Source organism: Sphingobium sp. DN12 (genome assembly GCF_051058005.1).
Taxonomy (GTDB): Bacteria; Pseudomonadota; Alphaproteobacteria; order Sphingomonadales; family Sphingomonadaceae; genus Sphingobium; species Sphingobium yanoikuyae.
On record NZ_CP173717.1, the window covers coordinates 3034303 to 3059162 of the forward strand.

The following is a 24860-nucleotide window of genomic DNA, read 5'->3' on the forward strand; positions in this document are numbered from 1 at the left end:
AAGAAGATGTCCCGGCCGTGCAGGACCGGGACAAGTTTGGGGGGAGAGATGTTATGTTTTATCAGAAATTGAAGCGGACACCGGCGCGGTAGATGCGGCCCAGCGTGTCGTAGAGCGCCGGGTTGATATCGAGACCGGTGTTGGTCTGGGGCGAGGCGACCGGATCCTTGTCGAACAGATTGTCGACCTTGCCATAGAGGGACACACGGTCGCTGAACTTGAAGGTGGCGCCGATGTCGACATAGAAGGCCCCTTTCATCTTGTTATAGTCGATGGTCGGGTGGTTCGCGGTCGAGGTCGGGCAGGACGACTGGCAGACCACATATTGATTGCCGAAGGTGCCGTCGCTGATCCAGCGTTCCTGCACCGTCAGGCTGAACTTGCCGCTGTCATAGGTCTGCACCGCCAGCCATTTCCAGTCGGGCGTGTTGCCGTTGTTGGCGCCAGCCTGGTCGACCGGATCGACACCGGCAATGCCGGCGTTGACGATGAACTTGCGGATATGGGTGCCAAGTGCGCGGACGGTGAAATTGCCCGGCAGGCCCAAGGGCTGCTGCCACTGATAGCTCGCCTCGATATCGAAGCCGCTGGTCCGCCAGGAGGCAAGGTTGAACGGCTGGACATTGATATAGTTGAGGCTGGGGTTAGCATTGTCGAGGCTGAAGCCGCCGCAGAAGGCCTGATTGCCGTCATAGCAGAACTGGACGATCTGCTGTGCCGACAGGCTGGAGACGACGCCCTTCAGCTTGATGTCATAATAGTCGAACGACAGGCTGAGCCCCGGCAGCCAGGAGGGACGCGCCAGCACGATACCGATTTCGGTGTTGCGGGCAATTTCCGGCTTCAAATTGGGATTGCCGATGGTGTTCTGGAATGCCTGAACCGCTGCGCCCTGGAAGGGATCGCTGAAGTTCGGCAGGGTCGTGACGGTCGGCGCTGCGAACAGTTCCGACAGGTTGGGCGCCCGGACGTCGCGCGAGGTAACGGCGCGCAAGCGGATGCCGTCGAGCGGTGTGTCCCAGGTGCCGCCGACCTTCCACGCCCAGACCGTGCCCGACGTGCTGTAATGGGTGCCACGGCCCGCGGCGTTCAAATTGGCGCGGCCGACCGCTTCGCTGTCGAACAGCGGCATGTCGATTTCCACGAAGCCTTCATAGACTTCATATTTGCCGCGACCGTTCTTGTAGTTGCCGGCTGCCCAGTTGCTGCCCTGTGCGCCATTGAGCAGCGGGTCGGCCGGATAATCGGCGCTGTTCGGACTGAGATCGGACACGCCCGCGCCATAGGGATCGGCGTTCACGCGGTAGAATTCGCGGCGATATTCCGCACCGAAGGCGACCGAAAGCGGCCCTGCCCACAATTCCACCGGATTGCCCGAGAAGTTGAGGCTGGCGACGTCCTGGGTCAGCTTGGTGTGCTGGAACGGACCATTGTCATGCGGCGCGACATAGGCGAGCGCGGCCGCCGAGGGGGTGAAGCCGCCGAAGATGTTGATCGGCTGGCAACCCAGCGCGCGAGCGGCCGGATCGGCGCAGACGATCGCGCCGTTGAGGGTGATCGCATTGGCCGCCGCAGCATAGCGGTTCTGCAGCACGATATCCTTCACCCGGATGTCCGAGATGGTGATGCCATGTTCATAATAGGCGTCATAATTCCAGTCGGTGCCGGCCGCGCCGAACTTGCCCTTGGCACCGGCGACGAAGCGATATTGCTTGCGATCGGTATAGACCTGCGGATCGGGGAAGGCGGCGTTGGACGAACCGAAGCCGAAGGAGGTGATGCCGGCGGTGGCGCAACGATCACGCACCAGCTGCGGCAGATAGGGGTTGGAGCATTGGACGGTCAGGTTGGCGCGGCCATAGCCGGGGCTGGGCTGGTTGTTGGTCTTCACCTGCGCGACATTGACCGTGACATAGGCTTCGTTGTTGTCGGCGAAATCATAGCCGATCCGGCCATAGCCGTTGATGCGCTCCAGCGAGGATTTGAGCGAGGCGCCCGAGCCGGGCGCGCCCGACAGGTCGCCGCCCTCGCAGAAGCTGTTGCCGCGATAGCAGTTGGTGACCGCGCCGGTCCCGGTCGGCGTGCCGTTCGAGCCATAGTTGAACTGGTAGGGATTGCCATTCTGGTCGAAGGCGATGCCCTGCAACGGGCCATTATTGATCAGGCCGTAGCGGGCATATTGATAGGGCTGGGCATAATCGCGGTAATTATATTGCGGCAGGCCATTGTTGGTCTGGCCGGTATTCATCAGCGTGGTGGCGCGATACCAGTTGCGGCTGCCGGCCAGGTCGGTGCCGAAGTCGCCGGCGCCCACGCCGCCTTCATGGTCATATTCGCCGCTGACCACGACATGCAGGCGATCGTCCATGAAGGATTTGCCATAGGCGGCCTGGACCAGCGCGGTTTCGTCATCGCCATATTTGGTGATGCTGCCCAGGACATTGCCCTTGAAGCCTTCGAAATGGGTGTCGGTGATGAAGTTGACCACGCCGCCAACCGCATCCGAGCCGTAGGAGGCCGAGGCACCGCCGGTGACGACGTCGACGCGCTTCACCAGCAGTTGCGGGAACATCGAGATGTCGGGCACGCCGGTGACATTGGCGCCGACGACGCGCTGGCCGTCGAGCAGGGTCAGGGTGCGGATCGCGCCCAGGCCACGCAGCGAGAAGGAGCTGAGGCCCTGCTGGCCGCTGGAGGTGGAGAAGGTGCCGGTGGCGGCGCCGGTCGAACCCTGGAGCGAGGGCAACTGGGCGATGGTGTTGAAGATGTTCGGCTGGGCGTTGTTGGCGATCTGCTCCTCACCGATGACGGTGGTTGGCGTCGGCGCATTGAAGCCGCTGGTGGTGATGCGCGATCCGGTGACGATGATGTCGGCGCTCTGCGATGCCGGCGTTTCGCTCGTCTGGGCCTGCGGCGCAGGTTCGGGTGCCGGTTCGGTCTGGGCCTGGGCGGTGCCGGCCAGCGCCATGATGGCGACGGCGGCCAGGCTGACGCCCGCCATATGCCGATGGATTGCGATCTGCACGTTCATTCCTCTTCCCCTCTTGTCACCAGGCGCCCTCCCGGCGTCGGCGCGCCCATGGCGGGCTATTGTGTGAGTATTAATCCCGAGCGGTCGCCACCGCACTTACGACATAGGTCGTAGGCGGCGGCGAACCGTCGCTATTTCAGGGCTTTGCGGCGTAAAGCGCGTGGTGCGTCAGGATGAAAAGCGTGCGCTTGTCGGGGCCGCCGAACAGGATCTGGAGCGGCCGGTCGGGCACGTCGATGCGGCCGGTTTCCTTGCCGTCCGCGCCGTAGACGAAGATCTGGCCATTGGCGACGAACACCCGGCCCTGCCCGTCCACCGCGACGCTCTCGCCGCCGCGATTGGCGAAGGGCTTCAGCGCCGTCAGCGTGCCGCCTGCGCCCACCGTGCCGCTATAGGTGATATTTTCCGACCCGTTGGTGACGAACAGGCGATCGCCGATCTTGCCGGAAACGAAGCCATTGGCGTTGAGGCCATCGGACCAGCGCCAGCCGGTATGGTCGATCGGCCCCTGCTGCCAGACGCGGAAGGCCGGCAGGGACAGGCTGCCGTCGGGGGAGAGATATTCCTTGGCCTTGGGCGTGCCGACGTCGCGGGCGAACATTTCTGCCAGCGTCGTGAACTCGTAGGTCTTGGGGTCGAGCTGGTCGCGAAACTCGCCATTATTCCACCAGTTGACCGGCAGCAGCGTCTTGGCCGCGCCAGTGCTGCGCACCGGGGTCGGCTGGATCAGCGTCAGCGCGTCCTTGGGGCCGGCCGGGTCGAACGAATAGGCGCCCCCCTTCGCGCCGAGCGAGGACAGGACCAGGACATGGCCCGAGGCGTCGATGGCGAGATTGACCGGATCGAGCGCATGGTCGCGGACGATCTCCAGCCCCTTGCCCTCGCTCCAGCGGTGGATGCGCTGGAAGCGGCGGTCGATGAAATAGAGCTGCCCTTGCGCGTCCACCGCCGCGCCGGAGATGGACCAGAAGCCATCCTCCAGCTTCTCGACCTTGGTGCCGGACGGTGCGACCGCCGGAACGGCACTGCCGGCCGGGCCGATGTCCAGTGCGGCAAATTCGCGTTCGCGGACCAGCAGCTTGCGGCTGACATCCTCGATCGCATTGTCGAACGGATATTTGCTGGCCCGCAGGAAGGTGCCGCAGCCCTCATCGTCGCAGGTGGCATAGCCGCTCTCGCCATTCACATGGACGTTGCGGAAGCGGATATTGCCCGAATTGGTGATCTTCACCGCGCTCTTTTCCGGCGCATAGGTGCGGGTGACGCGATAGCCATGATAGTTGGCGAACAGCAGGTTGCTGGAGTTGCGGATGTCGAGCGAGATGGCGTCGGGGCCGTCATCCACTTCCTGTTCGGTCTGGGGGGCCAGGAACTCCCAGTTGTGGACGTTATCGAGCACGAATTCGTTGCGGGCATGATGTTCGACCGACATTTCATAGACATGGCCGGGCGTGTCGGTGTCGGTGATGTAGAAGCCCGCCTGGGCAAAGCTGTTGGGGCTCCACACGTCGGCGAAGGTGCCGCCGCCGCCGTCCGTCACCCAGATGCTGGGATATTGGGCGTCGAGCCGGCTGTCGGTGACCGGGTCGCCGGTGTTGACGCGCAGCGTGCCGAGCATCTTGCCATCGGCGGTCGGCGTGCCGCCGCCGCCCATGATCTTGACGTCCTCGACCAGGCTCTGTTCGCCAGACCGCCAGAGCAGGGCGGAGGCGCGCGGGTTCACCCGGCCGGTGAAAAGGCCGAGGCCCGAGAGGATATTGTCGCCGCCCTTGCGGCTTTCGAGGATCGGCAGGACGGCGCCGACGCCGGCATGATTGGGATTGTTGTCGGGAATGAAGAGCTGGGTGATGGCCGGGTGCAGACCGATGAGGATGCTGTCCGGGCGCAGGGTCAGCCTGTCCGTCACCTTGTAGAAGCCGGTCGGGAAATAGAGGATGCGGTTGGCGTCGATCGCCTTTTGCAGGGCGGCGGTGTCGTCCGCCTTGCCGTCGCCGACCGCGCCCAGGGTGCGGACATTGACCCACTGGTCCATCGGCGGCAGGTCGCGGATCGCGGACGCGCGCGGCGCCGGCATGGCGGAGAGCGGCTGGATGTCGGCGGTGGTGGCATAGTCGCCCGTGTGGCCGAGTGCGGGGACGGCGAGGCCATAGGAGAAATTGGCGACCTTATAGGCCTTGCCCTTGCCGTCGACCGTCCTGCCGCTGTCGCGGAAGCGGGCGAAGACCGGGCTGTTCACGGCAAGCGCATTGTCAAACCCGATCTGGGTGAAGACATTCTTCTCGTTCGAGATGATGACCCCGGCCTTCGACACATTTTCGAACCGGACCTCCTTGCCCCAGAGGCTGTCGCTGTAGCCGCGGTCGATCTCGATCCCGACCGGGGTGTTCCTGATCGCGACATTGACAAGGGTAAGGTCGACCTCATGCTCGCGGATCGCCGCGTCGCGCTGACCGTCGAAGGTCGAATCGAGCAGGGTGAACTGCCAGGCGGGCGAGGTCTTTTCGGTGACGATGCCATATCGACCGCCCTGGAAATGGACATTCTCGATCACGTTTCCGGCCTGATAGACGCCGGCAAAGGCGGTGCCGAGGCGGAATTCCATATGGCTCAAGAAAGCATGCTGGGCCATGCGGAAGCGCACGCCGGCGGCGGCCGGATTGCCCGCGCCAATCTCGATATCGACATTGCTCATCGACGAATAGAAGGTGCCCGAATTGGCATCGCGAACGATCTTGTCGCGGGGCACGACGGTCGGCACCGGGACCGGCACCTTGCCGACCTGATATTGATCGCCGCCCGCGAAGATCACCATGGTCGACACGCCCTGCTGGAAGCCCGGCGTATTGGCGCCCAGCAACAGCACCGGCCGGGTCGGGCCGACGCCATAGACGCGCACGCCCGCCGGCACGATCAGCGAACGGGTGATGCGATAGGTGCCCGATGGCAGGAAGACGATGCCATGGCCGGTCGCGTCGCGGGCCTGATCGAGTGCCTGCTGGATGGCGGCGCTGTCGTCGGCACGGCCATCGCCGACGGCCTTCACCGTCACGGCATGAGGCTCGGCCGGTGCCACGGGGAAAACCGAGGTCGTCGCGGCGAAGGCCGGTGCGCCAATGCTTGTTGCCGCCAGCAAAGCCGCAATCATGTTGCGTCCGATCATGTCCGCCTCCCATCCTCATTTTTATAGATGGTGCATGGCTAGGGGAGCGGTCGCGGCTTGGCACTTGCGACAAAGGTCGTAGTTTTCCTGTGGGGTGGCGCGGCCTTATAGCGGGAAAACCAATCCCCCTGCCCCAGCGACCAAGGACGCCCGCTTGCCGATTTCCGCCGACCCTGCCCCCGTTTCGCCCAAAGCCGTGGGACGCGCCATCATCGTCATGGGGGTCAGCGGCTGCGGCAAGTCGACGCTGGGCGCGATGCTGGCGCAGGCGCTGGACTGCCCCTTCCTGGAGGGGGACAGCTATCATTCGGCGGCGGCGGTGGAAAAGATGCGCGGCGGGGAAGCGCTGACCGACGCGGATCGCTGGCCCTGGCTCGACCGGCTGGGCGCGGCGATCGCGGGCACGGTGGCGGCGCAGGGCGTGGCGGTTGCCGCCTGCTCGGCATTGAAGCGCACCTACCGCGACCGGCTGCGCGCGGCGATCGGCGTGCCGGTGCATTTCATCCTGCTCGACAATGACCGCGACGAACTGCTGGCGCGGCTGGGCAATAGGCCGGGCCATTATATGCCCGCCAGCCTGCTCGACAGCCAGCTCGCCACGCTGGAACCGCCGCTGCCAGAGGAAGGCGCGATGATCCTGACCACAAATGTCCCGGCGAGCGAGCTGCGCGACCGGGCGTTGGCCTGGCTGGGATCTAGCCTGGCTGGGATAGGGTCACACCGACGCGACAGTTGAAAGTTCATAGTGTCGATAGCCAGCGATAGCGGGCCGAAAATGGGCGTAATGCGCCTGCCACGCGCCGACGAAGCGACAGTGACGCGACACTGGCGCGCTTCCGACGCGACAATCAGGCGACAGTGAAGCGACAGCAAGGCGACAGTCGGACCGGCACCGGGCGGCGCGCGCGACGCCGAATAGCGAACCGGAGAAAGGCGTGATGGCGGAAGAGGGGTCTGTTCCATCCGGCAGGATAGATCAGAGAAAGACCAAGTAGGAAAGCGCCGCCAGACGACCGCAGGCGATCAATGTCGGACATTCCTCCCCGGAACGGGGAGGTGGCAGCGCGAAGCGCTGACGGAGGGGCAGGAGCCTATTAGTGCTGCGCTATTGGGCTTGTGCCCCTCCACCGCCTGCGGCGGTCCCCCTCCCCAAGCAAGCTTGGGGAGGAATTGGGTCGCGTGCGGCTCAGCGATAGCGGCCCATCGTCACCTTGAGCCAGACCGGCTGGTCGATGATGTTGAGGCCATAATCGGTCTGGTCGCCGTTCCAGATGCGATCGAACACCCAGTTATCGCCTTCGAAATGGCCTTCCTCGACCTTGACGATCATGCCGTTGGCCGGGGCGCCTTCGCGCGCGCCGAACTGGACCCGGACATGGTCGCCGGTGAAGAGAAATTCATTGGCCGACAGCTGCGCCACGACCATGCCGCCGACCATCGCCTTGTCCCAAGCCGGGGTGTCGGCATTGGGGAACCATTCGCGCTGGCCGAACTGCCACTGGCCAAAGCTGGCCGTGACCGTCCAGTCGCCCATGGTGGTGCTGAGCGGCGTGCCGTCGTCCGGCCGTGCCGCGCCCCAGGTCGGATGGGCGAAGGCGATCTTCGCCCAGGGACGCATCGCCGCGCCGAGTACGCCGAATTTCGAGGCAAAGGCGTGGATGGTCGCATCGTCGAAGCTCTTGGCGCCGAGCGGATAGTTGAAATAGTCGGCATCATCCATGCCGAAGGGCGCGAAGCCGATCGCGCCGCGCCCCAGCGCCGACCAGAAATAGCGCGCATATTCGGCGGCATTGCCGATTTCGGGCACCATCAGCGCATTGTCGGGCCTTGTGTAGAGATCGAGATGCTTGAAGACGTTGCGGCTGCCCCGGTCATAAATGTCGGGCGCGGCCAAATCGAGCGAGGGGGCCGCCGCCTTCCAGATGTCGATCACGTCGCCCTGCGGCCCGCCGCTCGACACGGTCATCGGGTCGACCGGCTTGTAGGGATCGGTCAGCGAGGCGTTCACATACATGGGCAGCGGCTTGATTGCCTTGCCGGCCTTGGCCAGTTCCTCGATATAGCGGGCGGTGTACCAGCTGTTGAAGGTGCGGTCCGCGGTATCGCCGAACACGCTCTTCCAGCTGCCCGCCGGCTTTTTCAGCGCACGGGTCAGTTCGGCCGGGACCGGGCCGTCGAACAGTTTCTGCGCGGTGGCGCTGAAGTCACGGGGATTCTGGTAGCTGCCGACCTCATTTTCGGGCTGCACCATGATGACCGTATTCTGCGCATCATGATCGCGCACATAGGTCATGAGCTTCAAAAAGGCGCGCTTGTCCGCCGCCAGCGTGGCCGCGCCATGGGGCGAGAGCACGCCATGATCCTTGCCATCGGCGGTCTTCATGCGCGGGAAGCGACGATTGTCGAGCTTCACCCAGTCCGGCGTATAGGCAAGGCCGGTATTCTTCCAGGCGCCGAACCAGAGGAGGACGATGCGCTTGTCATGGGCACGCGCCTCGTCAAGCAGGGTCTGGACGAAGCTGTAGTCGAACTGGCCTTCCTTGGGTTCCAGCTGTTCCCAGGCGACCGGCACTTCGACCGTATTGGCATGGATGCTGTCGAGCCGGTCCCAGACCTGCTTCAGGGGGGTGGCATAATTGCTGCTGTTATTGACCTGGCCACCCAGCATCAGGAAGGGCGCGCCATCGACGATCAGGGCGTGGCGGCCATTCTTGCTTTCGATATGCGGCACTTGTCCGCCATTCTGGGCGAGCGCGGGGGTGGCGAGCAGCATGGCGCCCGTGAGCAGGGGAAGAAGATTGCGCATCAGATCGGGTCTCTCAGGGCTGTTCGTCTAAGGAAAATATGCGGGTGGCGGCGGTCCATTTGGCGCCGGGAACGGACCAGGGCAATGGCCGCTGAACGCCATCCATCTGCGCTTCCCAGGCCTGCACCGCCGGATCGGCGGCGTCGGCCGCCGCCTTGGCCGCCGGGTCGAAATCCGGGCCGGTCTCCATCAGCATGACCAGCCGGTTGCCGCTGCGATAGATGTCCATCGCCCGAACGTCGGCGGCGCGGATGCTGGCGCCGATGGCCGGCGGCAGCGCGCCGGACGCATGCCAAGCCTCATATTGGGCGATGGCGGCCGCATCGTCGGCCAGGTCGATCAGCAACACATGACGCATCACATCACCCAGCCGCCGTCGATCACATGGACCGCGCCGGTGGTGAACGCCGCGTCTTCGCTGGCGAGATAGAGGACCAGGCCGGCAATCTCCTCCGCCTTGCCGAGGCGTCCCATCGGCTGGCGCGCGACGAAGGCGGTCTGGGCGGCTTCATAATCGCCGGTGTCGTGCAGCCGCTGCTGCAGCGAGGGGGTGTCGACGGTGCCGGGGCAGATGCAGTTGCAGCGAATGCCCTGCCCGACGAAATCGGCGGCGACCGCCTTGGTCAGGCCGATCACGCCCGCCTTGGTCGCGCCATAGGCGAAGCGGTTGGGGATGCCCTTCACCGAGCTGGCGATGGAGGACATGTTGACGATCGCGCCCGCGCCCTTTTCCACCATGCCCGGCAGGAAGGCCGAAATGGTGTGATATTGGGCGGTCATGTTGAGCGCGACGGCAAAGTCCCAGTCGGACTGGCTGCATTCCAGGATATTGCCGGCATGGACGACGCCGGCAATGTTGGCGAGGATGTCGATCGGGCCGATGTCTGCGGCCAGCGCGCGCACGGCGGCGCCGTCGGTGACGTCGAGGGCAAGGCGCTCGCAGCCCTCCAGCCCGTCGAGCGCGTCGAGATCGCGGTCGGTGGCGAAGACGCGGGCGCCCTCCGCCACGAAACGCTCGACCGAAGCCCGGCCGATGCCGCGAGCGGCGGCGGTGATGAGCGCGGTCTTGCCGGCGAGGCGGCCGTTGCGCGGGGCGCTCATGCGCGCGCCACCATCGGCAGACATTCGGGACCGATGGGATCGAAAGCCTTGTAGGTCAAAATAAACTCCTGATGGCCCAGTTGTTCGGAAAGGCTGCGCTCGCCCGCCGCGACGGCGAGGATGGCATCATAGATTTCCTGGCCGACCTGATCGAGGGTCGCTTCCCCCTCCAGGATGCGGCCGGCATTGACGTCCATGTCGGCGGCCAAGCGGCGGCCGGTTTCGGGATTGGCGCAGATCTTGATGACCGGCGAGATCGCCGATCCGACCACCGATCCGCGCCCGGTGGTGAACAAGGTGACATGCGCGCCGCAGGCGATCAGCTCGACGATCTCGGCATTGTCGGAGATGTTGGGGAAGCCGAAGCGCGGCTCGCCGTCGGGCACGACGTCGAGCAGATAGAGGCCGCCCATCGGGGGAATATCGCCCGGCTTCAATATGCCGTCGATCCGCGAGCTGCCCGACTTGCTGTAGGCGCCCATGGATTTTTCCTCCTGGGTGGTGAGGCCGCCTTCGGCATTGCCCGGCGCGAAGCTGCCAAAGCCCATGACGGTATAATAGGCCTCCGCCTTCTGCACGCACGCCTCGATCGCGGCGGCGAGTTCGGGCGTGGCGGCGCGGTCGGCCATGATCTTCTCGCAGCCGACCAGTTCCCCCGTCTCCTCGAAGATGCAGGCCGCCCCTTCCGCCACCAGCCGGTCGAAGGCGCGGCCGACCGCCGGATTGGCGGTGATGCCGCTGGTGCCGTCCGACCCGCCGCAGATGGTGGCGACGACCAGTTCCTCGACGCCCATCGGCACGCGCTCGACCGACGCGATCTGTGCCCGCACCCGATCGACCGCTTCCAGGCCGGCGGCGATGGTGGCGGCGGTGCCGCCCTTTTCCTGGATCACCAGCAGCTCGGCCGGACGGCCGCTCGCCTCCACAACGGCGCGCAGCTTCTCTCGATTGAAGCTTTCGCAGCCGAGCGAAACGATGACCAGGCCACCGACATTGGGATGGGTGGCAATCGCCTCCATCACCTTGGCCGCATAGGCATTGGGATAGCAGCCGGGGAAGCCGATCAGCTGGACATCGGGATCATCGGCCTTGTCGACGATGCGGCGCGCGACATGGTGCGCGCATTCGACCAGATAGGCGACGGCGACGACATTGCGGATGCCCTTGCGCCCGTCGGATCGGAGCCAGCCCTGGATCATGCGCCCTGCTCCAGCGCGGTGCGGGTGTGGCTGCTGATATAATCGCTCTTCATATTGTGCATATGGACCCATTGGCCGGCCACGACCGGCGCGGTCATCGACCCGATCGGCGCGCCATATTTGATGACCTTGTCGCCTTGCGCGAGTGCGATGCGGGCGATCTTGTGGCCGATCGCGATGCCTTCGCGCGCGGGGATGGTGCCGCCGGCGACAGGCAGGATATCGCCCGCCTCGATCGCGCTGACGCAGATCAGCACATTGTCGTTAGGGTGCAGCAGGATGAGGCGGCTGTCATGTTCAAGCATGGCTGTGGGCCTTGGCAAGAGGATGGGCACGGGCGGCGGCGTCGAGCGCCGACCAGAGCGTGGCTGGAATGGAGGCGCCCAGGCGGGCGATCGTGTCATGGACCTGATCCGCGCCGACCAGGCCGGGGATCACGGCCATGACCTGCGAGTGGCGCAGCGGAAATTGCAGCGCGGCGGCGGGCAGCGCGACGCCGGCATCGCGGCAGAGCGTCGCCATGGCCTGAGCGCGGGCGAGGATCGCCGGGTCCGGGGCGGCATAGTCGAAATGGAGCGGCCCGCTGAGATCGCGGGCGAGGATGCCGCTATTATAGGGACCGCCGACGATGACCCGCACATCGGCGCTGGCGCAGCGGTCGAGCAGTTGCTCCGCGCCGCGATCGAGCAAGGTGTAGCGGCCGGCGATCAGGATCGCGTCCAGTTCCACCCGGTCGAGCAGTTCATGGCAGATCGCGACCTCGTTCACGCCGATGCCGATCGCGCCGATCGCGCCGGCGTCTTTGAGGTCGCGCATCGCCCGATAGCCGCCGTCGAGAAAGGCGGCGAGATGATCGGCATGCGCATCGCCATGGGTCAGGCGGCCGATATCATGGGCGAGCAGCAGGTCGATCCGGTCGCGGCGCAGGCGCTTCTGGCTGCTTTCGAAGGACCGCAGCACGGCGTCATGGCCATAATCGAAATGCGGCTCGAACGGGTCGGCATCGACGAAGCCATGGCGTTCGCCTTGCGCGTCGGTGGGGCGCAGCAGGCGGCCGACCTTGGTCGAGACCCGCGCCCTGCCCTGCGGGTCATGCTCAGCGAGTGCCGCGCCGAGCCGCCGTTCGGCCAGGCCAAAGCCATAATGGGGGGCGGTGTCGAAATAGGCGATGCCGGCGGCGAAGGCGGCGTCGAGGGTCGCACGCGCCTCCGCATCGCTGACGACGCGATAGAGATTGCCGATGGGCGCGGTGCCCATGCCCAGGGTCGGGAAATCGATCATGCGGCGGCTCCCTGCCTGACGCGATAGAGGCGCGCGGCATTGTCGGCGAAGATGGCGCGATGGGCCGCGACCGGTAGCGAGGCGCGGGCGAGATCGAGCCAGGCGGCATAGTCGGACGCGAGGGTCAGCACCGGCCAGTCGCTGCCCCAGAGCAGGCGGTCCGGGCCGAACAGGGCGACCAGTTCGGCGATGAAGGGAGCGGCTGCGCCCTCCCCTGTCCCCGGCGCCAGCTCAGTGAGCAGGCCCGACAGCTTGCACGCGACATTGGGGCAGACGGCGAGATCGGCCATGGCGGCGCGCCAGTCCGCCGGGATCGCGTCGCCGACGAGCGGCTTGGCGGCGTGATCGATGATGATGCTGAGGTCGGGCTGGCGCCGGGCCAGCCGGGCGAGCGAGGCGAGATGCTGCGGCCGCACCAGCGCGTCGAGCACCAGCCCGTGGCGGGCCAGCGCCGCGAAGCCGGGCGCCAGCGCCGGATCGTCGAAACAATCGGGTGCGCGGCCCTGCATCATCGGGCGGATGCCGACCAGTGGGCCGGCGACCTGCATCGCGGCGACGCGAGCGGCGACGTCTCCTGTAAGATCGACCCAGCCGACGACGCCGGCGATGCGATCGGTTTCGGCCGCCAGCGAGAGCAGCCAATGGGTGTCGGCGTCCGATTCCTGGCTCTGCACCAGGATCGCGGCGTCGACCTTGTTGGCATCGAGCTGCGCGAACAGATCATCCAGCCCATAGTCGCGATGGATCGCCGGCAGGTCGGCGCCGGGCCAGCTGCAATCGTTGCGACCGAGCTGCCAGAGATGGACATGGGCGTCGATCATGCCACCCCGCCCTTGCCACGCATGCGATGGGCATAGGCCGCGACCACCAGAAAGCAGAGTGCGGGCACCAGCATTGCGGCGTTGATCGTGCCGGCCATGTCGGAAATCAGGCCCATGAGCGCGGTCAGCACCGCGCCGCCGATGATGGCCATGACGATCATCGACGCGCCCGGCTTGGTCAGCGGGCCGAGGCCGTCGAGCGAGAGGACGAAGATGGTCGGATACATGATCGACATGAAGAAGCTGGCGGCCACCAGCGCGACGACGCCGGGCAGGCCGAGCCAGATCGAGCCGACCAGTGCGAGGCCGAGATTGACGAGCGCGAACAGCCGCATCAGCCGCGCACCATCGAAGCGGGAGAGCAGCGCCGCGCCGGCAAAGCGGCCGGCCATGAACAGGCCGAGCGACAGGGTCAGCAGCCAGGCGGCATGCTGGGCGGTGATGCCCGGCAGCGCCGCCTGCGCATAGCGGATGAGATAGCTCCAGATGCCGACCTGGGCGCCGACATAGAAGAATTGGGCGGCGACCCCGGCCAGATAGCGCGGACGACGCAGCAACTGGCGATAGCCGGCCAGCGGCGAGGTGGCGCCGGCATGGCCCTCCACCGCCGCCTTCGGGAAGGGCGTGCGCGCGAGCAGAGCCGCCCAGGCCAGCACGACCAGCGCGATCAGCAGATAGGGCAGGCGCACGGCCGCGGCAGCAGCGGCGCCCTGTGCCGGGGCGTCGGACAGGATCAGCGTTGCGCCCAGCGCCACGCCGGTGATCGAGCCGAGCGGATTGAATGCCTGGGCGAGATTGAGGCGGCGGGCGGCACCGGCGGCATCGCCCAGCACCGCGACCATCGGATTGGCGGCGGTTTCGAGGAAAGCCAGGCCACTGGCGATCACGAACAGGGCGAACAGGAAGAAGGGATAGCTGACTGCGGCGGAGGCCGGCAGGAACAGCAAGGCGCCGAGCGCGAACAGCAGCAGGCCCAGGATCACCGTCGCCTTGTAGCCGAAGCGCTGCGCCGTCAGCGCGGCGGGAATGGCGAAGCAGAAATAGCCCAGATAAAAGGCCGACTGGACCAGGCCCGAGGCGAAGTCCGAAAGGGCGAAGGCGTGCCGGAAATGGGCGATCAGCACGTCGTTGAGATTATTGGCAAGGCCCCAGAGGAAGAAGAGGCCGATCGTCAGCATGACCGCCATCTTTGTGGCGCCGCTATCTTCCTGTCTGTCTACCCTGGCATCTGCCTGCATCACCCATCCTCTCTATTGGCGAACATGGCAGGCCCGTCCCTGTTGGGATCGGGCCTGCGCAGTCGGGGGAGGTTATACGCCTCCCATGCGGATCAGTAGGTGATCCGGGCCGTCAGGCTGATGCGACGGTCGTTGACCACCACGTCACGCGGACGGCTGTCGATGCCGAAATAGGTCGCACGACGGGTGTTGGTCAGGTTGGTGCCGTCCAGCGCCAGCGCGAACTGCGGAGTCACATTATAGCTGATCGACGCATCGAGCTGACCGAAGGGCTTGTTGAACACCGGCAGGCTGCCGGTGCCGTTGCCCGCCGTGGTCACGACATATTTGCTGCGCCAGTTATAGGCGACGCGGGCCGACAGGCCGCCCTTCTCGTAGATGCCGACGATGTTGTAATTATATTTCGACAGCAGTTCGAGCGGAACGTTGGTGACCGGACCGCTGGTGGCGGGCGACGGTGCCTGCGAGTCCACATAGGTGAAGTTCGCCTGCATGCCGAGGCCGTCGAACGGACCGGGCAGGAAGTCGAAGAACTGCTGATAGGCGAGTTCGAAGCCCTTCACCTTGCCCTTGGCGACATTGTTGTAGGACGTCACTTCATATTCATAGCTGTTGCCATTTGTCCGGCGTCAGCACCCATGGCACAGATTATGGGTTGAGATTTAAGGAGGGTTTGGGCTTCGTCGTAGTGACGAAGGAACGCAGATGAAGCCCAAACCCTCCTTGCGAAAATCGCCGACGAAGGCCTCTGCCGAAGCCGTGGTGAAGGATATTCGCCGACAGACGCGGCGGCATTTCTCGGCCGAAGACAAGATCCGCATCGTGCTCGACGGATTGCGCGGCGAGGACAGCATCGCCGAACTGTGCCGGCGTGAAGGCATTGCCCAGAGCCTCTACTACACCTGGTCGAAGGAGTTCATGGAAGCCGGCAAGCGCCGTCTTGCCGGTGACACCGCCCGCAGTGCGACAACGGGCGAGGTTCAGGACCTGCGCCGCGAAGCCCGTGCCCTCAAGGAATGCGTGGCCGATCTGACGCTGGAAAACCGTCTGCTCAAAAAAAGCATGATCGCGGATGGGGGCGACGACGAATGAGGTACCCTGCCGCAGAAAAGCTGGAGATCATCAGGATCGTCGAGCAGTCGCACCTGCCCGCCAAGCACACGCTGGATAAGCTCGGCATTCCCCGCCGGACGTTCTACCGCTGGTATGATCGCTTCCTCGAAGGCGGCCCCGAATCGCTGGAGGATCGCCCCTGTGCGCCAGGCCGGGTGTGGAACCGCATTTCCGAGGATGTCCGCGAGCAGATCGTCGAGATGGCGCTTGATGCGACCGAACTCTCCCCCCGCGAACTGGCCGTGCGCTTCACCGACGAGAAGCGCTACTTCGTGTCGGAGGCCACGGTTTACCGCCTGTTGAAGGCGCACGACCTGATCACCAGTCCGGCCTATACCGTGATCAAGGCCGCCGACCAGTTCCACACGAAGACCACCCGGCCGAACGAGATGTGGCAGACAGACTTCACCTACTTCAAGATCATCGGGTGGGGCTGGATGTACCTTTCGACCGTGCTCGACGACTATTCGCGCTACATCATCGCCTGGAAGCTGTGCACCAACATGCGCGCCGAGGACGTCACCGACACGCTCGACCTCGCTCTCAAGGCCTCGGGTTGCGATAGTGCCACGGTGCTGCACAAGCCCCGGCTGTTATCGGACAACGGCCCCGGCTACATCGCGGGCGAACTCGCCGAGTACATCGAGGCCCAGCAGATGAGCCACGTTCGCGGAGCCCCGTTGCATCCGCAAACTCAGGGCAAGATTGAGCGCTGGCACCAGACCTTGAAGAACCGCATCCTGCTGGAGAATTACTTCCTGCCCGGCGACCTCGAGGCCCAGATCGAGGCGTTCGTGGAGCACTACAATCACCAGCGCTACCACGAGAGCCTGAGCAACGTGACCCCGGCAGACGCCTACTTCGGCAGGGCTCCCGCCATCATCAGGCGCCGCGAAACCATCAAGCGAAAGACCATCGAACATCGCCGCTTGCTTCACCGCAAGCTCGCCGCCTAACATCAAGCCCCAGACGAGGCCCGCTCTCCGCTAATCCACGATCCCATCTGTGCCAAATGTTTCGACGACGGACAATAACCGCTCGATCGAATGGCACGGCAAGATCGACGTGGTCATGACCGGCAAGCAGCTGAAACCCTATGCCCGGTTCGGCATCGTCCAGGATGTCGAGCGCGGCTATACCGACCATATCTGGGACGAGCCCTGGCAGACCGATACCTGCATCGGCGACTGGTTCTACAATATCGCCCGCCTGACCGACAAAAGCTACAAGAGCGCCGAGCAGGTGATCCAGCGGCTGGCCGATGTCGTGTCGAAGAACGGCAATCTGATGCTGTCCATTCCGCAGCCCGGCGATGGCTCCATCGACAGCGAGGCGGAGAAGATACTGGACGCGATGGCCGGATGGATGGTGCATGGCGGCGAGGCGATCTTCGGTTCGCGGCCGTGGAAGCGCTATGGCGAAGGGCCGACCCAGGCGATCGTCGGCATGCAGAATGAGGAGAAGGCCAAGCCCTTCACCGCGCAGGACATCCGCTTCACCACCAACAAGGGCGCGCTCTATGCGCTGTTCCTGGGCAAGCCGGCCGGATCTACGACCATCCGCTCACTGGCGCGCGGCCAAGGGACTGGCACAATCGAACGAGTGACGCTGCTTGGCGGCGGCCAGCTTGCCTTCCGTCAGGATGGCGCGGGCCTCCACTTCACCATGCCGCACGGCATCGATTTCGTCCCCGCCGTCCGAATCGACGGCCGGGGTCTGGTTTAATGCAAGTACAGGGAATGACTGGGATGATCGCAAAGGGCTTCAAGGCAAGACTGGCGGGGATCGCATTGGGTGCATCCTGCATCGCCATCGCCGCACCGGCGCTGGCCGCACCGATGGCGCTGCTGGATCGCAATGGCAGCCGGGTCGCGATCGAACCCTATGCCCCCAATATCGTGCGCGTCACCATCGCGATGGACCCGGACCTGGCGCAGGCGGCACCGGGCGAAGGCCCCAATGCCAAGGCCGATGCCAGCGGCTGGACCCATAGCAGCGATGCGACCGGCGACATCTTCACCTCCTCGGCGATCTCGCTGACCATCGATGCCCAGCCTTGGCCCGGCGCGCCGACCCAGATGCAGCGCTATTTCGCCCCGGCCCTGCCGCCTGTCAGCCTTTCGGTGAAGGATGCCAGCGGCACCGTCCTCACCAAGATGACCGGCTGGGAAATGGCGCCCGTGACCGTCAATGGCGAGAAGACCTTCAAGGTCGGCGCCAGCTTCGACGCGCCGCTGGACGAACATTATTACGGCCTGGGCCAGAACCAGGAAGGCTATATGGATCTGCGCGGCAAGCAGATCGACTGTTCGCACAGCTATGACGCGCCGGCCGGCGAGACCGTCTGCGTCCCCTTCCTGGTCACCAACAAGGGCTATGGCATCGTCTGGGACAATCCGGCGCGCACTTTGGTGTGGCCGGGCCTGCACAATTCGACCCGCTTCCAGAGCCAGGTCGGTGAACGCGTGTCCTTCTTCGTCATCACCGGCAAGACAACCGATGACCTCTATGCCGGCTATGCCAAGCTGACCGGCGCGACGCCGCTGCCGCCCAAGGCCGGTTTCGGCCTGATCCAGAGCAAGGCGCGCTACGAGAGCCAGAAGGAGCTGCTCGAGGTCGCCAATGGCTATCGCCAGCGCAATCTGCCGCTCGATATCATGGTGCTCGACTGGTTCTACTGGACCCGCATGGGCCAGCTCGACATCGACCGCACCTATTATCCCGACCCCAAGGGGATGAACGACCAGCTCAACGCCATGGGCATGCGGTCGATCATCAGCGTGTGGCCGCGGTTCGAGCGCGAAGGCCGCTATTTCGAGTATCTCAAGTCCAAGGGCTGGTTCCTGAAGGACAAGGACGGCAATCCGGTCGACGGCCTGCCTATGCGGTCCGACCGGGCCGGCGCGCTGATCGACAGCACCAATCCGCAAGCGCGGGAATGGTTCTGGGGCAAGCTGCGCGATAATATCGCGAGCCAGGGCTTCGACTGGTTCTGGCTGGACGAGACCGAGCCGGATCTGGTGCCCGACGGCTATTTCTATTCGATCGGTTCGGGCGACCGCTATCATAACCTGTTCCCGCTGGTGCATACGTCGGGCGTGGCCGAAGGCTCGGAGCGCGACCGCCCCAATTTCCGCAACATGATCCTGGCCCGCGCCGCCTATCTCGGCTCGCAGCGCAATGGCGGCCTGTTCTGGTCGTCGGACATCAAGTCGACCTGGGAAGCGCTCGACCGGCAGGTGCCCGCCGGCCTCAACTTCACCGCGTCGGGCCTGGCCTATTGGGGCAGCGACATTGGCGGCTGGCAGTGGCCGAACGGCCCCAAGGCGCAGCATCCGGTGCTGCTCGATCCGGCCGGCATGACGGCGGCGGGTGCGGACTATACCGATTATCCCGAACTGTTCGTGCGCTGGTTCCAGTATAGCGTGTTCACGCCGACGCTGCGCATCCATGGCCAGCGCCCGGACACGGAATTGTGGACCTATGGCAAGGCGGCCGAGCCAATCCTGGCCGACTGGCTGCGCCTGCGCTACACGCTGATCCCCTATATCTATGCGCTGGGCCGCCACACCTATGACACCGGCGCGCCGTTCATGCGCGGCCTGTTCATGGACTTCCCGAACGATCCCAAGGTGTCGGATATCGGCGACCAATATATGTTCGGCCCCGCCTTCCTGGTCGCCCCGGTGACCAAGCAGGGCCAGACCAAGCGGTCGGTCTATCTGCCGGCCGGCACCGCCTGGTATGATTATTGGACCAACCAGAAATATGAGGGCGGCCAGACGATCGAGGTGGATGCCCCGATCAACCGCATGCCGCTGTTCGTGAAGGCCGGTTCGATCGTGCCGATGGGCGTGCAGGTGAAGAGCACGGCCGAGAAGCAGGCCCTGGAAAGCATCCGGGTTTATCCGGGTGCCGATGCGCGCTTCACCCTTTATGACGATGACGGCAAGACCAATGATTATCGCAAGGGTGGCATGAAGGCCGAGCTGGTCTGGGACGACAAGGCAAAGACGCTGACGAGCAAGACGAAGCTGCCCACCGGCCAGGCCATCAGCGGCCTGGTGCAGATCGTCGGTCAATAAGGAGACAAAGAAGATGACGGGTATCAATCGCCGCGAACTGGGCCTGGGCCTGGGCGCCGCCGCGCTGGGCGCGGGCCTGGCCGGCAGCACCGGTGCGAATGCGCAGGCCGCAGCGGCGGCCGCCGGCGCGCCGCAGGGCAGCCTCGCCTTCCCCGCCGACTTCCTGTGGGGCTGCGCCACCGCATCCTATCAGATCGAGGGCGCCGTGAACGCCGATGGCCGCGGCCAGACCAACTGGGACGTGTTTTCCCACACGCCCGGCAAGGTCGCCAATGGCGACACCGGCGACATCGCCTGCGACAGCTATAACCGCTATCAGGACGATATCGCCCTGCTCAAGGCGCTGGGGGTCAAGGCCTATCGCTTCTCCATCGCCTGGTCGCGCATCTTCCCCAATGGCCGGGGCAAGCCCAATGCCAAGGGGCTGGACTATTATAACCGTCTGGTCGACGGGCTGCTGGCGGCGGGCATCACCCCGCATGTCACCATGTTCCACTGGGATCTGCCCCATGCCCTGCCGGGCGGCTGGCAGAATCGCGACACCAGCTACGCCTTTGCCGATTATGCCGGCTACACCGCCGGCAAGCTGGGCGACCGCGTCAATCACTTCATGACGGTCAACGAACTGCGCTGCTTCACCGACCTCAGCTACATGACCGGTGGCAAGGCGCCGGGCCTGAAGCTGCCGATGAAGGAAGTGAACCAGGTGCGCCACCATGGCGTGCTGGCCCATGGCCTTGGCGTGCAGGCGATCCGCGCCGCGACCAAGTCGGGCACGCAGGTCGGCATTGCCGACAATCCCAACATCTATGTTCCCGCGATCGAGACGCCCGAACATATCGAGGCGGTGAAGAAGGCCGTGCGCGAGGAGAACGCCATGTTCCTGACCGCGATCATGGAAGGCCGCTATATCGACAGCTACCTGACCGCGCAGGGCAAGGACGCCCCGGTGGTCAAGGAAGGCGACATGAAGCTGATCGGCGCGCCGCTCGATTTCCTGTCGGTCAATGTCTATACCGGCAACACCGTTCGCGCCGACGAAACTGCGCCGTCGGGCTACAAGATCCTGCCCCATCCGGGCCAGGCGCCGCGCATGCCCTCCCCCTGGCTCTATGTCACGCCCGAGGTCATCTATTGGGGCATGCGCGCCATAGCCGAGAACTGGAAGCCCAAGGGCCTCTATATCTCCGAAAATGGCTGCTCGGCGGACGACAAGGTGGCCGAAGACGGCAAGGTCTATGACACCGACCGCGTCATGTACCTGCGCAATTACCTGACCCACCTGCAGCGCGCGACCCGCGAGGGGCTGCCGGTGAAGGGCTATTTCGTCTGGAGCCTGATGGACAATTTCGAGTGGGAGGATGGCTATACCAAGCTGTTCGGCATCCACCATGTCGACTTCAAGACCCAGAAGCGTACGCCCAAGCTCAGCGCCGACTGGTATCGCGAACTGGTGCGCACCAACAAGCTGGTGTGACCCGAGCGCCGCCGCCATCCCCTTGCGGATGGCGGCGACGACCTAAAATTCCACGCCATATCGACATATGGCGTCGCATGGGCATTATCCCCTCGCATTGCAGGCCGCTGACTCGCGCCGCGCAATATCCAAGAGAGATAAGGAGTTACCCATGACGATGTCGCCGCTGTCCCGTGCCTCCCGCGCCGCATGGCGGACGCTGGCCTGTGCCGGGCTGCTGTCCGCTTCCGCCCTGGCCGTGGCGGCCACGACCGCGCCGCAATTCGACGTCGCGCGCATCGTCAACGACATCAAGATCCTGGCCAGCGACGAGTTTGAAGGCCGTGGCCCGGCGACCCGCGCCGAGACCAAGACGATCGACTATATCGCCAAGCAGATGGCGGCGGCCGGGCTGAAGCCCGCCGGCGACAAGGGCACATGGTTCCAGGACGTGCCGCTGCGCATGTCGAACATCACCGGCACGCCCAGCCTGTCGATGACCGTGGGCGGCGCGGCCCAGCCGCTGACCCAGGGCACGGAAATCGCCGTGCGCGCGGCCGAGACCGGCCAGTCGGCGGTCAAGTTCGCCAACCTGCCGCTGGTCTTCGTCGGCTATGGCGTGAAGGCGCCCGAACGCGGCTGGGACGATTTCAAGGGCGTGGACCTTAAAGGCAAGATCATGGTCGTGCTGGTCAACGACCCCGATTTCGAGGGCGGCGAAGGCGATTTCGGCGGCAAGCTGATGACCTATTATGGCCGCTGGACCTACAAATATGAAGAAGCCGCGCGCCAGGGCGCGGCCGGCGTGCTGGTGGTGCATGAAAGCGAGCCGGCATCCTATGGCTGGGCGACGGTCAAGAACAGCAACACCAACACCATGTTCGACATTGTCCGCGCCGATCCCAAGAGCGCCCACACCCAGATGGAAGGCTGGATCCAGAAGGATCTGGCCGCCAAGCTGCTGGCCGCGTCGGGCGTCGATTTCGAAGCGGCCAAGGCGGCCGCGCGCAAGAAGGACTTCAAGCCCATTCCCCTGAAAGCGACGATGAGCGCCGACTATGCGGTGAAGTCGGAAATCATCACCTCGCACAATGTCGCGGGAATCCTGCCGGGCAGCAAATATCCCGACGAGACCGTCATCTATTCCGCCCACTGGGACCATCTGGGCATCGGCGCGCCGGACGCGAAGGGCGACACCATCTATAATGGCGCGCGCGACAATGCGTCGGGCACCGCCGCGCTGCTGGAACTGGCCCGCGCCTATGCCAAGGGACCGAAGCCCGAACGTTCCGTCCTCTTCCTGGCGGTGACGGCCGAGGAGAAGGGCCTGCTGGGGTCGGAATATTATGCCGACAATCCGCTGCGCCCGCTGGCGACCACGGCCGGCGTCATCAACATGGACGGTCCCTTCGCCGCCGAGAAGACGGTCAATTTCTCCATCTCCGGCGCGGCCAAGCTGGACCTGCTGACCCTGCTGACGCAGGAAGGCGAGAAGCTGGGCCGCCATTATACGCCGGATGCGCGCCCCGAAGCGGGCAGCTTCTACCGTTCTGACCATTTCCCGATGGCCAAGCGCGGCGTGCCCGCCATCTCGTTCAATCCGGGCCGCGAACTGGTGAATGGCGGCGCGGCGCGCGGCAAGGAACTGGGCGATATCTATACTCGCGATCGCTATCACCAGCCGGCCGACCAATATGACGACAGCTGGAACACCAGCAGCTGGGAGGGCGACATGACCCTGCTCTACAATGTCGGTCGCCGCGTGGCCGACGGCCATGACTGGCCCAACTGGTCGAGCGACAGCGAATTCCGCGCGGCCCGCGACGCCAGCCAGGCGCAGCGCAAATAAGATGTGAGGCGTGGCGGCCGGTGCCTACCGGCCGCCATGTCATATCGGCAGTTCGTGGGTCGACTTGATTTCGGACAGGGCGACGGTCGAGTTGATTTCCTGCACGCCGGGCAGCTTGCTCAGCCGTTCGAAGAAGAAGCGTTCATAGGCCTCGATATCCTTGGCCACGATGCGCAGCATGAAATCCATCGTGCCGAGCAGCACGAACGCCTCCAGCACTTCGGGAAAGCCGCCGATCGCGGCGCTGAACTCGTCCAGATTGGCACGGCCATGGGCGTTGAGCTTTACCTGGGCGAAGACCTGGGCATTGAGGCCGACCTTGCGCCGGTCGAGCAAGGCCACCCGCTTGCGGATCAGCCCTTCCTTTTCCAGCCGGTCGATGCGGCGCCAGCAGGGCGACGGGGTCAGCCCGACCTTGTCCGCAATCTCCGCCGTGGTCTGGCTGGCATCGCGCTGCAATTCGCGGAGAATCTTCCGCTCGAAATGGTCGAGTTCGATCATATTTTCCTACATATCGCCGATGGCAGGATAATTCATCCTCATATTGGCGATATCGGGCTTCAAATCAGGCAAGATTCTTCTCTGGCGACCGGCGATAAGGCGGCATCATCCCGAGGAGAAGAATATGGTTTCCCGTCCTGCCCGCCTGAACCCGCCGATGCAGTCGGTGCGGCTGCTTGATCCCGCCAGCGGGCTGGACGGCGTGATTGCCATCCACAGCACCGCGATCGGGCCGGGCGCCGGCGGCTGCCGCTTCTGGCATTATGCCGATATCGGCGCGGCGCTGGACGATGCCTGCCGCCTGGCCGAGGGCATGAGCTACAAGAATGCCATGGCCGGTCTGCCCTTCGGCGGCGCCAAGGCGGTGCTGCGCCGGCCCGAAGGCGAATTCGACCGGGTCGCGCTGTTCCAGGCGTTCGGCCGCGCGGTCGAGGAACTGGGTGGCACCTATGTCACGGCCGAGGATGTCGGCACCAGCGTCGCCGACATGCAGGCGGTGGCCAGCCAGACCCGTCATGTCGCGGGCCTGGATGTCGCCGAGGGCGCGGCCGGCGGCGATCCGTCGCCCTGGACCGCGCTGGGCGTGTTCGAGGCGATGCAGGCGGCCGCCCGCCAGTCGCTGGGCGCCGAACTGTCCGACCTGACCGTTGCTGTGCAGGGCACCGGCAATGTCGGCGCGGCGCTGTGCCGTCGCCTGGCCGATGCCGGCGCCCGCCTGGTGATCGCCGACATCGATCCGCGCCGCCGCAACACGCTGGCCGCCGTGCTGAACGCGAATGTGGTGGACGTGGCCGACATCGCCGCGGTCGAGGCGGACATCTTTGCCCCCTGCGCCCTGGGCGGCGCGCTCGATCCGCAGAGCGTGGCGGCGATGCAGGCGCGCCTGGTCTGCGGCGCGGCCAACAACCAGCTGGCGACGCCCGATGTGGCGGAGCTGCTGCGGGCGCGCGGCATCGTCTATGTGCCCGACTATGTCGCCAATGCCGGTGGTATCATCAGCGTGTCGGCCGAATATCTGGGCGAGGACCGCGCCAGCGTCGCCGCCCGCGTCGACCAGATCGGCGGCCGGGTCGCCCAGATACTGGACCAGGCCAAGCGCGAGGAGCGCTCCCCCGCGCTGGTCGCCGACGAAATGGCCGAGGCCATCATCGGCGAGGCCGAACGCCAGGCGGCGTAATCGCAAGCCGCAGTGATGCTGCGCATCAGCGGCTTGATAGTC

The 24860-nt window shown here is 65.1% G+C and carries 18 protein-coding genes and 1 pseudogene; 7 read left to right on the forward strand and 12 right to left on the reverse strand.

The features are described from left to right. Window positions 1-61: 61 nt before the first annotated feature. Both ACI6S0_RS14385 and ACI6S0_RS14390 read right to left on the reverse strand, forming a co-directional pair. A complete protein-coding gene (locus ACI6S0_RS14385) occupies window positions 62-3031 on the reverse strand; it encodes a TonB-dependent receptor plug domain-containing protein (protein ID WP_434403465.1) in 2970 nt (989 codons plus the stop codon). A 136-nt stretch (window positions 3032-3167) separates the two neighbouring features. Further along, window positions 3168-6191: a glycosyl hydrolase family 28-related protein gene (locus ACI6S0_RS14390; protein ID WP_434403466.1), complete on the reverse strand. Its 3024-nt coding sequence runs from the start codon at window positions 6189-6191 to the stop codon at window positions 3168-3170. A gap of 154 nt (window positions 6192-6345) precedes the next feature. Here ACI6S0_RS14390 and ACI6S0_RS14395 point away from each other — a divergent pair, with 154 nt between their 5' ends. Then, window positions 6346-6927: a gluconokinase gene (locus tag ACI6S0_RS14395; RefSeq protein WP_434403468.1), complete on the forward strand. Its 582-nt coding sequence runs from the start codon at window positions 6346-6348 to the stop codon at window positions 6925-6927. A gap of 450 nt (window positions 6928-7377) precedes the next feature. On the opposite strand, the gene ACI6S0_RS14400 is transcribed toward ACI6S0_RS14395, so the two are convergent. The 9 genes from ACI6S0_RS14400 to ACI6S0_RS14440 all read right to left on the reverse strand — a co-directional run bounded on the left by ACI6S0_RS14400 (window position 7378) and on the right by ACI6S0_RS14440 (window position 15233). Beyond that, entirely contained in the window at window positions 7378-8997 is a 1620-nt protein-coding gene (locus ACI6S0_RS14400; protein WP_434403469.1) for a DUF5597 domain-containing protein, read from the reverse strand. Between the two features lie 13 nt (window positions 8998-9010). Continuing rightward, the gene (locus ACI6S0_RS14405; protein ID WP_007712318.1) at window positions 9011-9355 is read right to left on the reverse strand and encodes an L-rhamnose mutarotase; all 345 of its coding nucleotides are present in this window, start codon (window positions 9353-9355) and stop codon (window positions 9011-9013) included. Then, entirely contained in the window at window positions 9355-10122 is a 768-nt protein-coding gene (locus tag ACI6S0_RS14410) for an SDR family oxidoreductase (RefSeq protein ID WP_434403471.1), read from the reverse strand. Before ACI6S0_RS14410 ends, ACI6S0_RS14405 begins: the two co-directional genes overlap by 1 nt. After that, a complete protein-coding gene (locus tag ACI6S0_RS14415) occupies window positions 10095-11297 on the reverse strand; it encodes a UxaA family hydrolase (protein ID WP_069337393.1) in 1203 nt (400 codons plus the stop codon). Before ACI6S0_RS14415 ends, ACI6S0_RS14410 begins: the two co-directional genes overlap by 28 nt. Next, a complete protein-coding gene (locus ACI6S0_RS14420) occupies window positions 11294-11602 on the reverse strand; it encodes a UxaA family hydrolase (RefSeq protein WP_434403472.1) in 309 nt (102 codons plus the stop codon). The genes ACI6S0_RS14415 and ACI6S0_RS14420 overlap by 4 nt, the downstream gene beginning before the upstream one ends. Continuing rightward, window positions 11595-12578, reverse strand: coding sequence for an aldo/keto reductase (locus tag ACI6S0_RS14425; protein WP_434403473.1), 984 nt, complete (start codon window positions 12576-12578; stop codon window positions 11595-11597). The genes ACI6S0_RS14420 and ACI6S0_RS14425 overlap by 8 nt, the downstream gene beginning before the upstream one ends. Beyond that, the gene (locus ACI6S0_RS14430) at window positions 12575-13399 is read right to left on the reverse strand and encodes an amidohydrolase family protein (RefSeq protein ID WP_434403474.1); all 825 of its coding nucleotides are present in this window, start codon (window positions 13397-13399) and stop codon (window positions 12575-12577) included. The genes ACI6S0_RS14425 and ACI6S0_RS14430 overlap by 4 nt, the downstream gene beginning before the upstream one ends. Then, a complete protein-coding gene (gene fucP, locus ACI6S0_RS14435) occupies window positions 13396-14577 on the reverse strand; it encodes an L-fucose:H+ symporter permease (protein ID WP_434403475.1) in 1182 nt (393 codons plus the stop codon). Before fucP ends, ACI6S0_RS14430 begins: the two co-directional genes overlap by 4 nt. Before the next feature lie 152 nt (window positions 14578-14729). Then, window positions 14730-15233 carry a TonB-dependent receptor domain-containing protein gene (locus ACI6S0_RS14440; RefSeq protein ID WP_434403476.1) on the reverse strand — a complete coding sequence of 168 codons (504 nt, stop codon included), beginning with the start codon at window positions 15231-15233 and terminating at the stop codon, window positions 14730-14732. Between the two features lie 109 nt (window positions 15234-15342). Here ACI6S0_RS14440 and ACI6S0_RS14445 point away from each other — a divergent pair. The 5 genes and pseudogenes from ACI6S0_RS14445 to ACI6S0_RS14465 all read left to right on the forward strand — a co-directional run bounded on the left by ACI6S0_RS14445 (window position 15343) and on the right by ACI6S0_RS14465 (window position 23140). Further along, a protein-coding gene (locus ACI6S0_RS14445) for an IS3 family transposase (protein ID WP_139278864.1) occupies window positions 15343-16706 on the forward strand; the annotation gives its coding sequence in 2 pieces (ribosomal slippage) (window positions 15343-15690 and window positions 15693-16706; 1362 coding nt in all). 76 nt (window positions 16707-16782) lie between these two features. Then, window positions 16783-17475: pseudogene (locus tag ACI6S0_RS14450) on the forward strand (alpha-L-fucosidase); the annotation flags it as partial. Window positions 17476-17498: 23 nt separating this feature from the next. Further along, window positions 17499-19835, forward strand: a complete 2337-nt coding sequence (locus tag ACI6S0_RS14455) for a TIM-barrel domain-containing protein (RefSeq protein ID WP_434403477.1) — start codon at window positions 17499-17501, stop codon at window positions 19833-19835. 13 nt (window positions 19836-19848) lie between these two features. Continuing rightward, window positions 19849-21312: a GH1 family beta-glucosidase gene (locus ACI6S0_RS14460; protein WP_434403478.1), complete on the forward strand. Its 1464-nt coding sequence runs from the start codon at window positions 19849-19851 to the stop codon at window positions 21310-21312. 151 nt (window positions 21313-21463) lie between these two features. Further along, window positions 21464-23140: a M28 family metallopeptidase gene (locus tag ACI6S0_RS14465; RefSeq protein WP_069337403.1), complete on the forward strand. Its 1677-nt coding sequence runs from the start codon at window positions 21464-21466 to the stop codon at window positions 23138-23140. A gap of 39 nt (window positions 23141-23179) precedes the next feature. Here the strand turns inward: ACI6S0_RS14465 and ACI6S0_RS14470 are convergent, their stop codons facing one another. Then, entirely contained in the window at window positions 23180-23641 is a 462-nt protein-coding gene (locus tag ACI6S0_RS14470; RefSeq protein WP_004208390.1) for an Lrp/AsnC family transcriptional regulator, read from the reverse strand. A gap of 124 nt (window positions 23642-23765) precedes the next feature. Here ACI6S0_RS14470 and ACI6S0_RS14475 point away from each other — a divergent pair, with 124 nt between their 5' ends. Further along, entirely contained in the window at window positions 23766-24818 is a 1053-nt protein-coding gene (locus ACI6S0_RS14475) for a Leu/Phe/Val dehydrogenase (protein ID WP_004208391.1), read from the forward strand. Window positions 24819-24860 lie beyond the last annotated feature (42 nt).

Excerpts from the sequence above, each read along its gene's own strand:
- fucP (WP_434403475.1), bottom strand. The coding sequence starts at position 14,577 with ATGCTGACGATCGGCCTCTTCTTCCTCTGGGGCCTTGCCAATAATCTC.
- ACI6S0_RS14405 (WP_007712318.1), bottom strand. The coding sequence starts at position 9,355 with ATGCGTCATGTGTTGCTGATCGACCTGGCCGACGATGCGGCCGCCATC.
- ACI6S0_RS14465 (WP_069337403.1), top strand. The coding sequence starts at position 21,464 with ATGACGATGTCGCCGCTGTCCCGTGCCTCCCGCGCCGCATGGCGGACG.
- ACI6S0_RS14470 (WP_004208390.1), bottom strand. The coding sequence starts at position 23,641 with ATGATCGAACTCGACCATTTCGAGCGGAAGATTCTCCGCGAATTGCAG.
- ACI6S0_RS14385 (WP_434403465.1), bottom strand. The coding sequence starts at position 3,031 with ATGAACGTGCAGATCGCAATCCATCGGCATATGGCGGGCGTCAGCCTG.
- ACI6S0_RS14430 (WP_434403474.1), bottom strand. The coding sequence starts at position 13,399 with ATGATCGACGCCCATGTCCATCTCTGGCAGCTCGGTCGCAACGATTGC.
- ACI6S0_RS14455 (WP_434403477.1), top strand. The coding sequence starts at position 17,499 with ATGATCGCAAAGGGCTTCAAGGCAAGACTGGCGGGGATCGCATTGGGT.
- ACI6S0_RS14475 (WP_004208391.1), top strand. The coding sequence starts at position 23,766 with ATGGTTTCCCGTCCTGCCCGCCTGAACCCGCCGATGCAGTCGGTGCGG.
- ACI6S0_RS14415 (WP_069337393.1), bottom strand. The coding sequence starts at position 11,297 with ATGATCCAGGGCTGGCTCCGATCCGACGGGCGCAAGGGCATCCGCAAT.
- ACI6S0_RS14420 (WP_434403472.1), bottom strand. The coding sequence starts at position 11,602 with ATGCTTGAACATGACAGCCGCCTCATCCTGCTGCACCCTAACGACAAT.
- ACI6S0_RS14400 (WP_434403469.1), bottom strand. The coding sequence starts at position 8,997 with ATGCGCAATCTTCTTCCCCTGCTCACGGGCGCCATGCTGCTCGCCACC.
- ACI6S0_RS14410 (WP_434403471.1), bottom strand. The coding sequence starts at position 10,122 with ATGTCTGCCGATGGTGGCGCGCGCATGAGCGCCCCGCGCAACGGCCGC.
- ACI6S0_RS14390 (WP_434403466.1), bottom strand. The coding sequence starts at position 6,191 with ATGATCGGACGCAACATGATTGCGGCTTTGCTGGCGGCAACAAGCATT.
- ACI6S0_RS14460 (WP_434403478.1), top strand. The coding sequence starts at position 19,849 with ATGACGGGTATCAATCGCCGCGAACTGGGCCTGGGCCTGGGCGCCGCC.
- ACI6S0_RS14425 (WP_434403473.1), bottom strand. The coding sequence starts at position 12,578 with ATGATCGATTTCCCGACCCTGGGCATGGGCACCGCGCCCATCGGCAAT.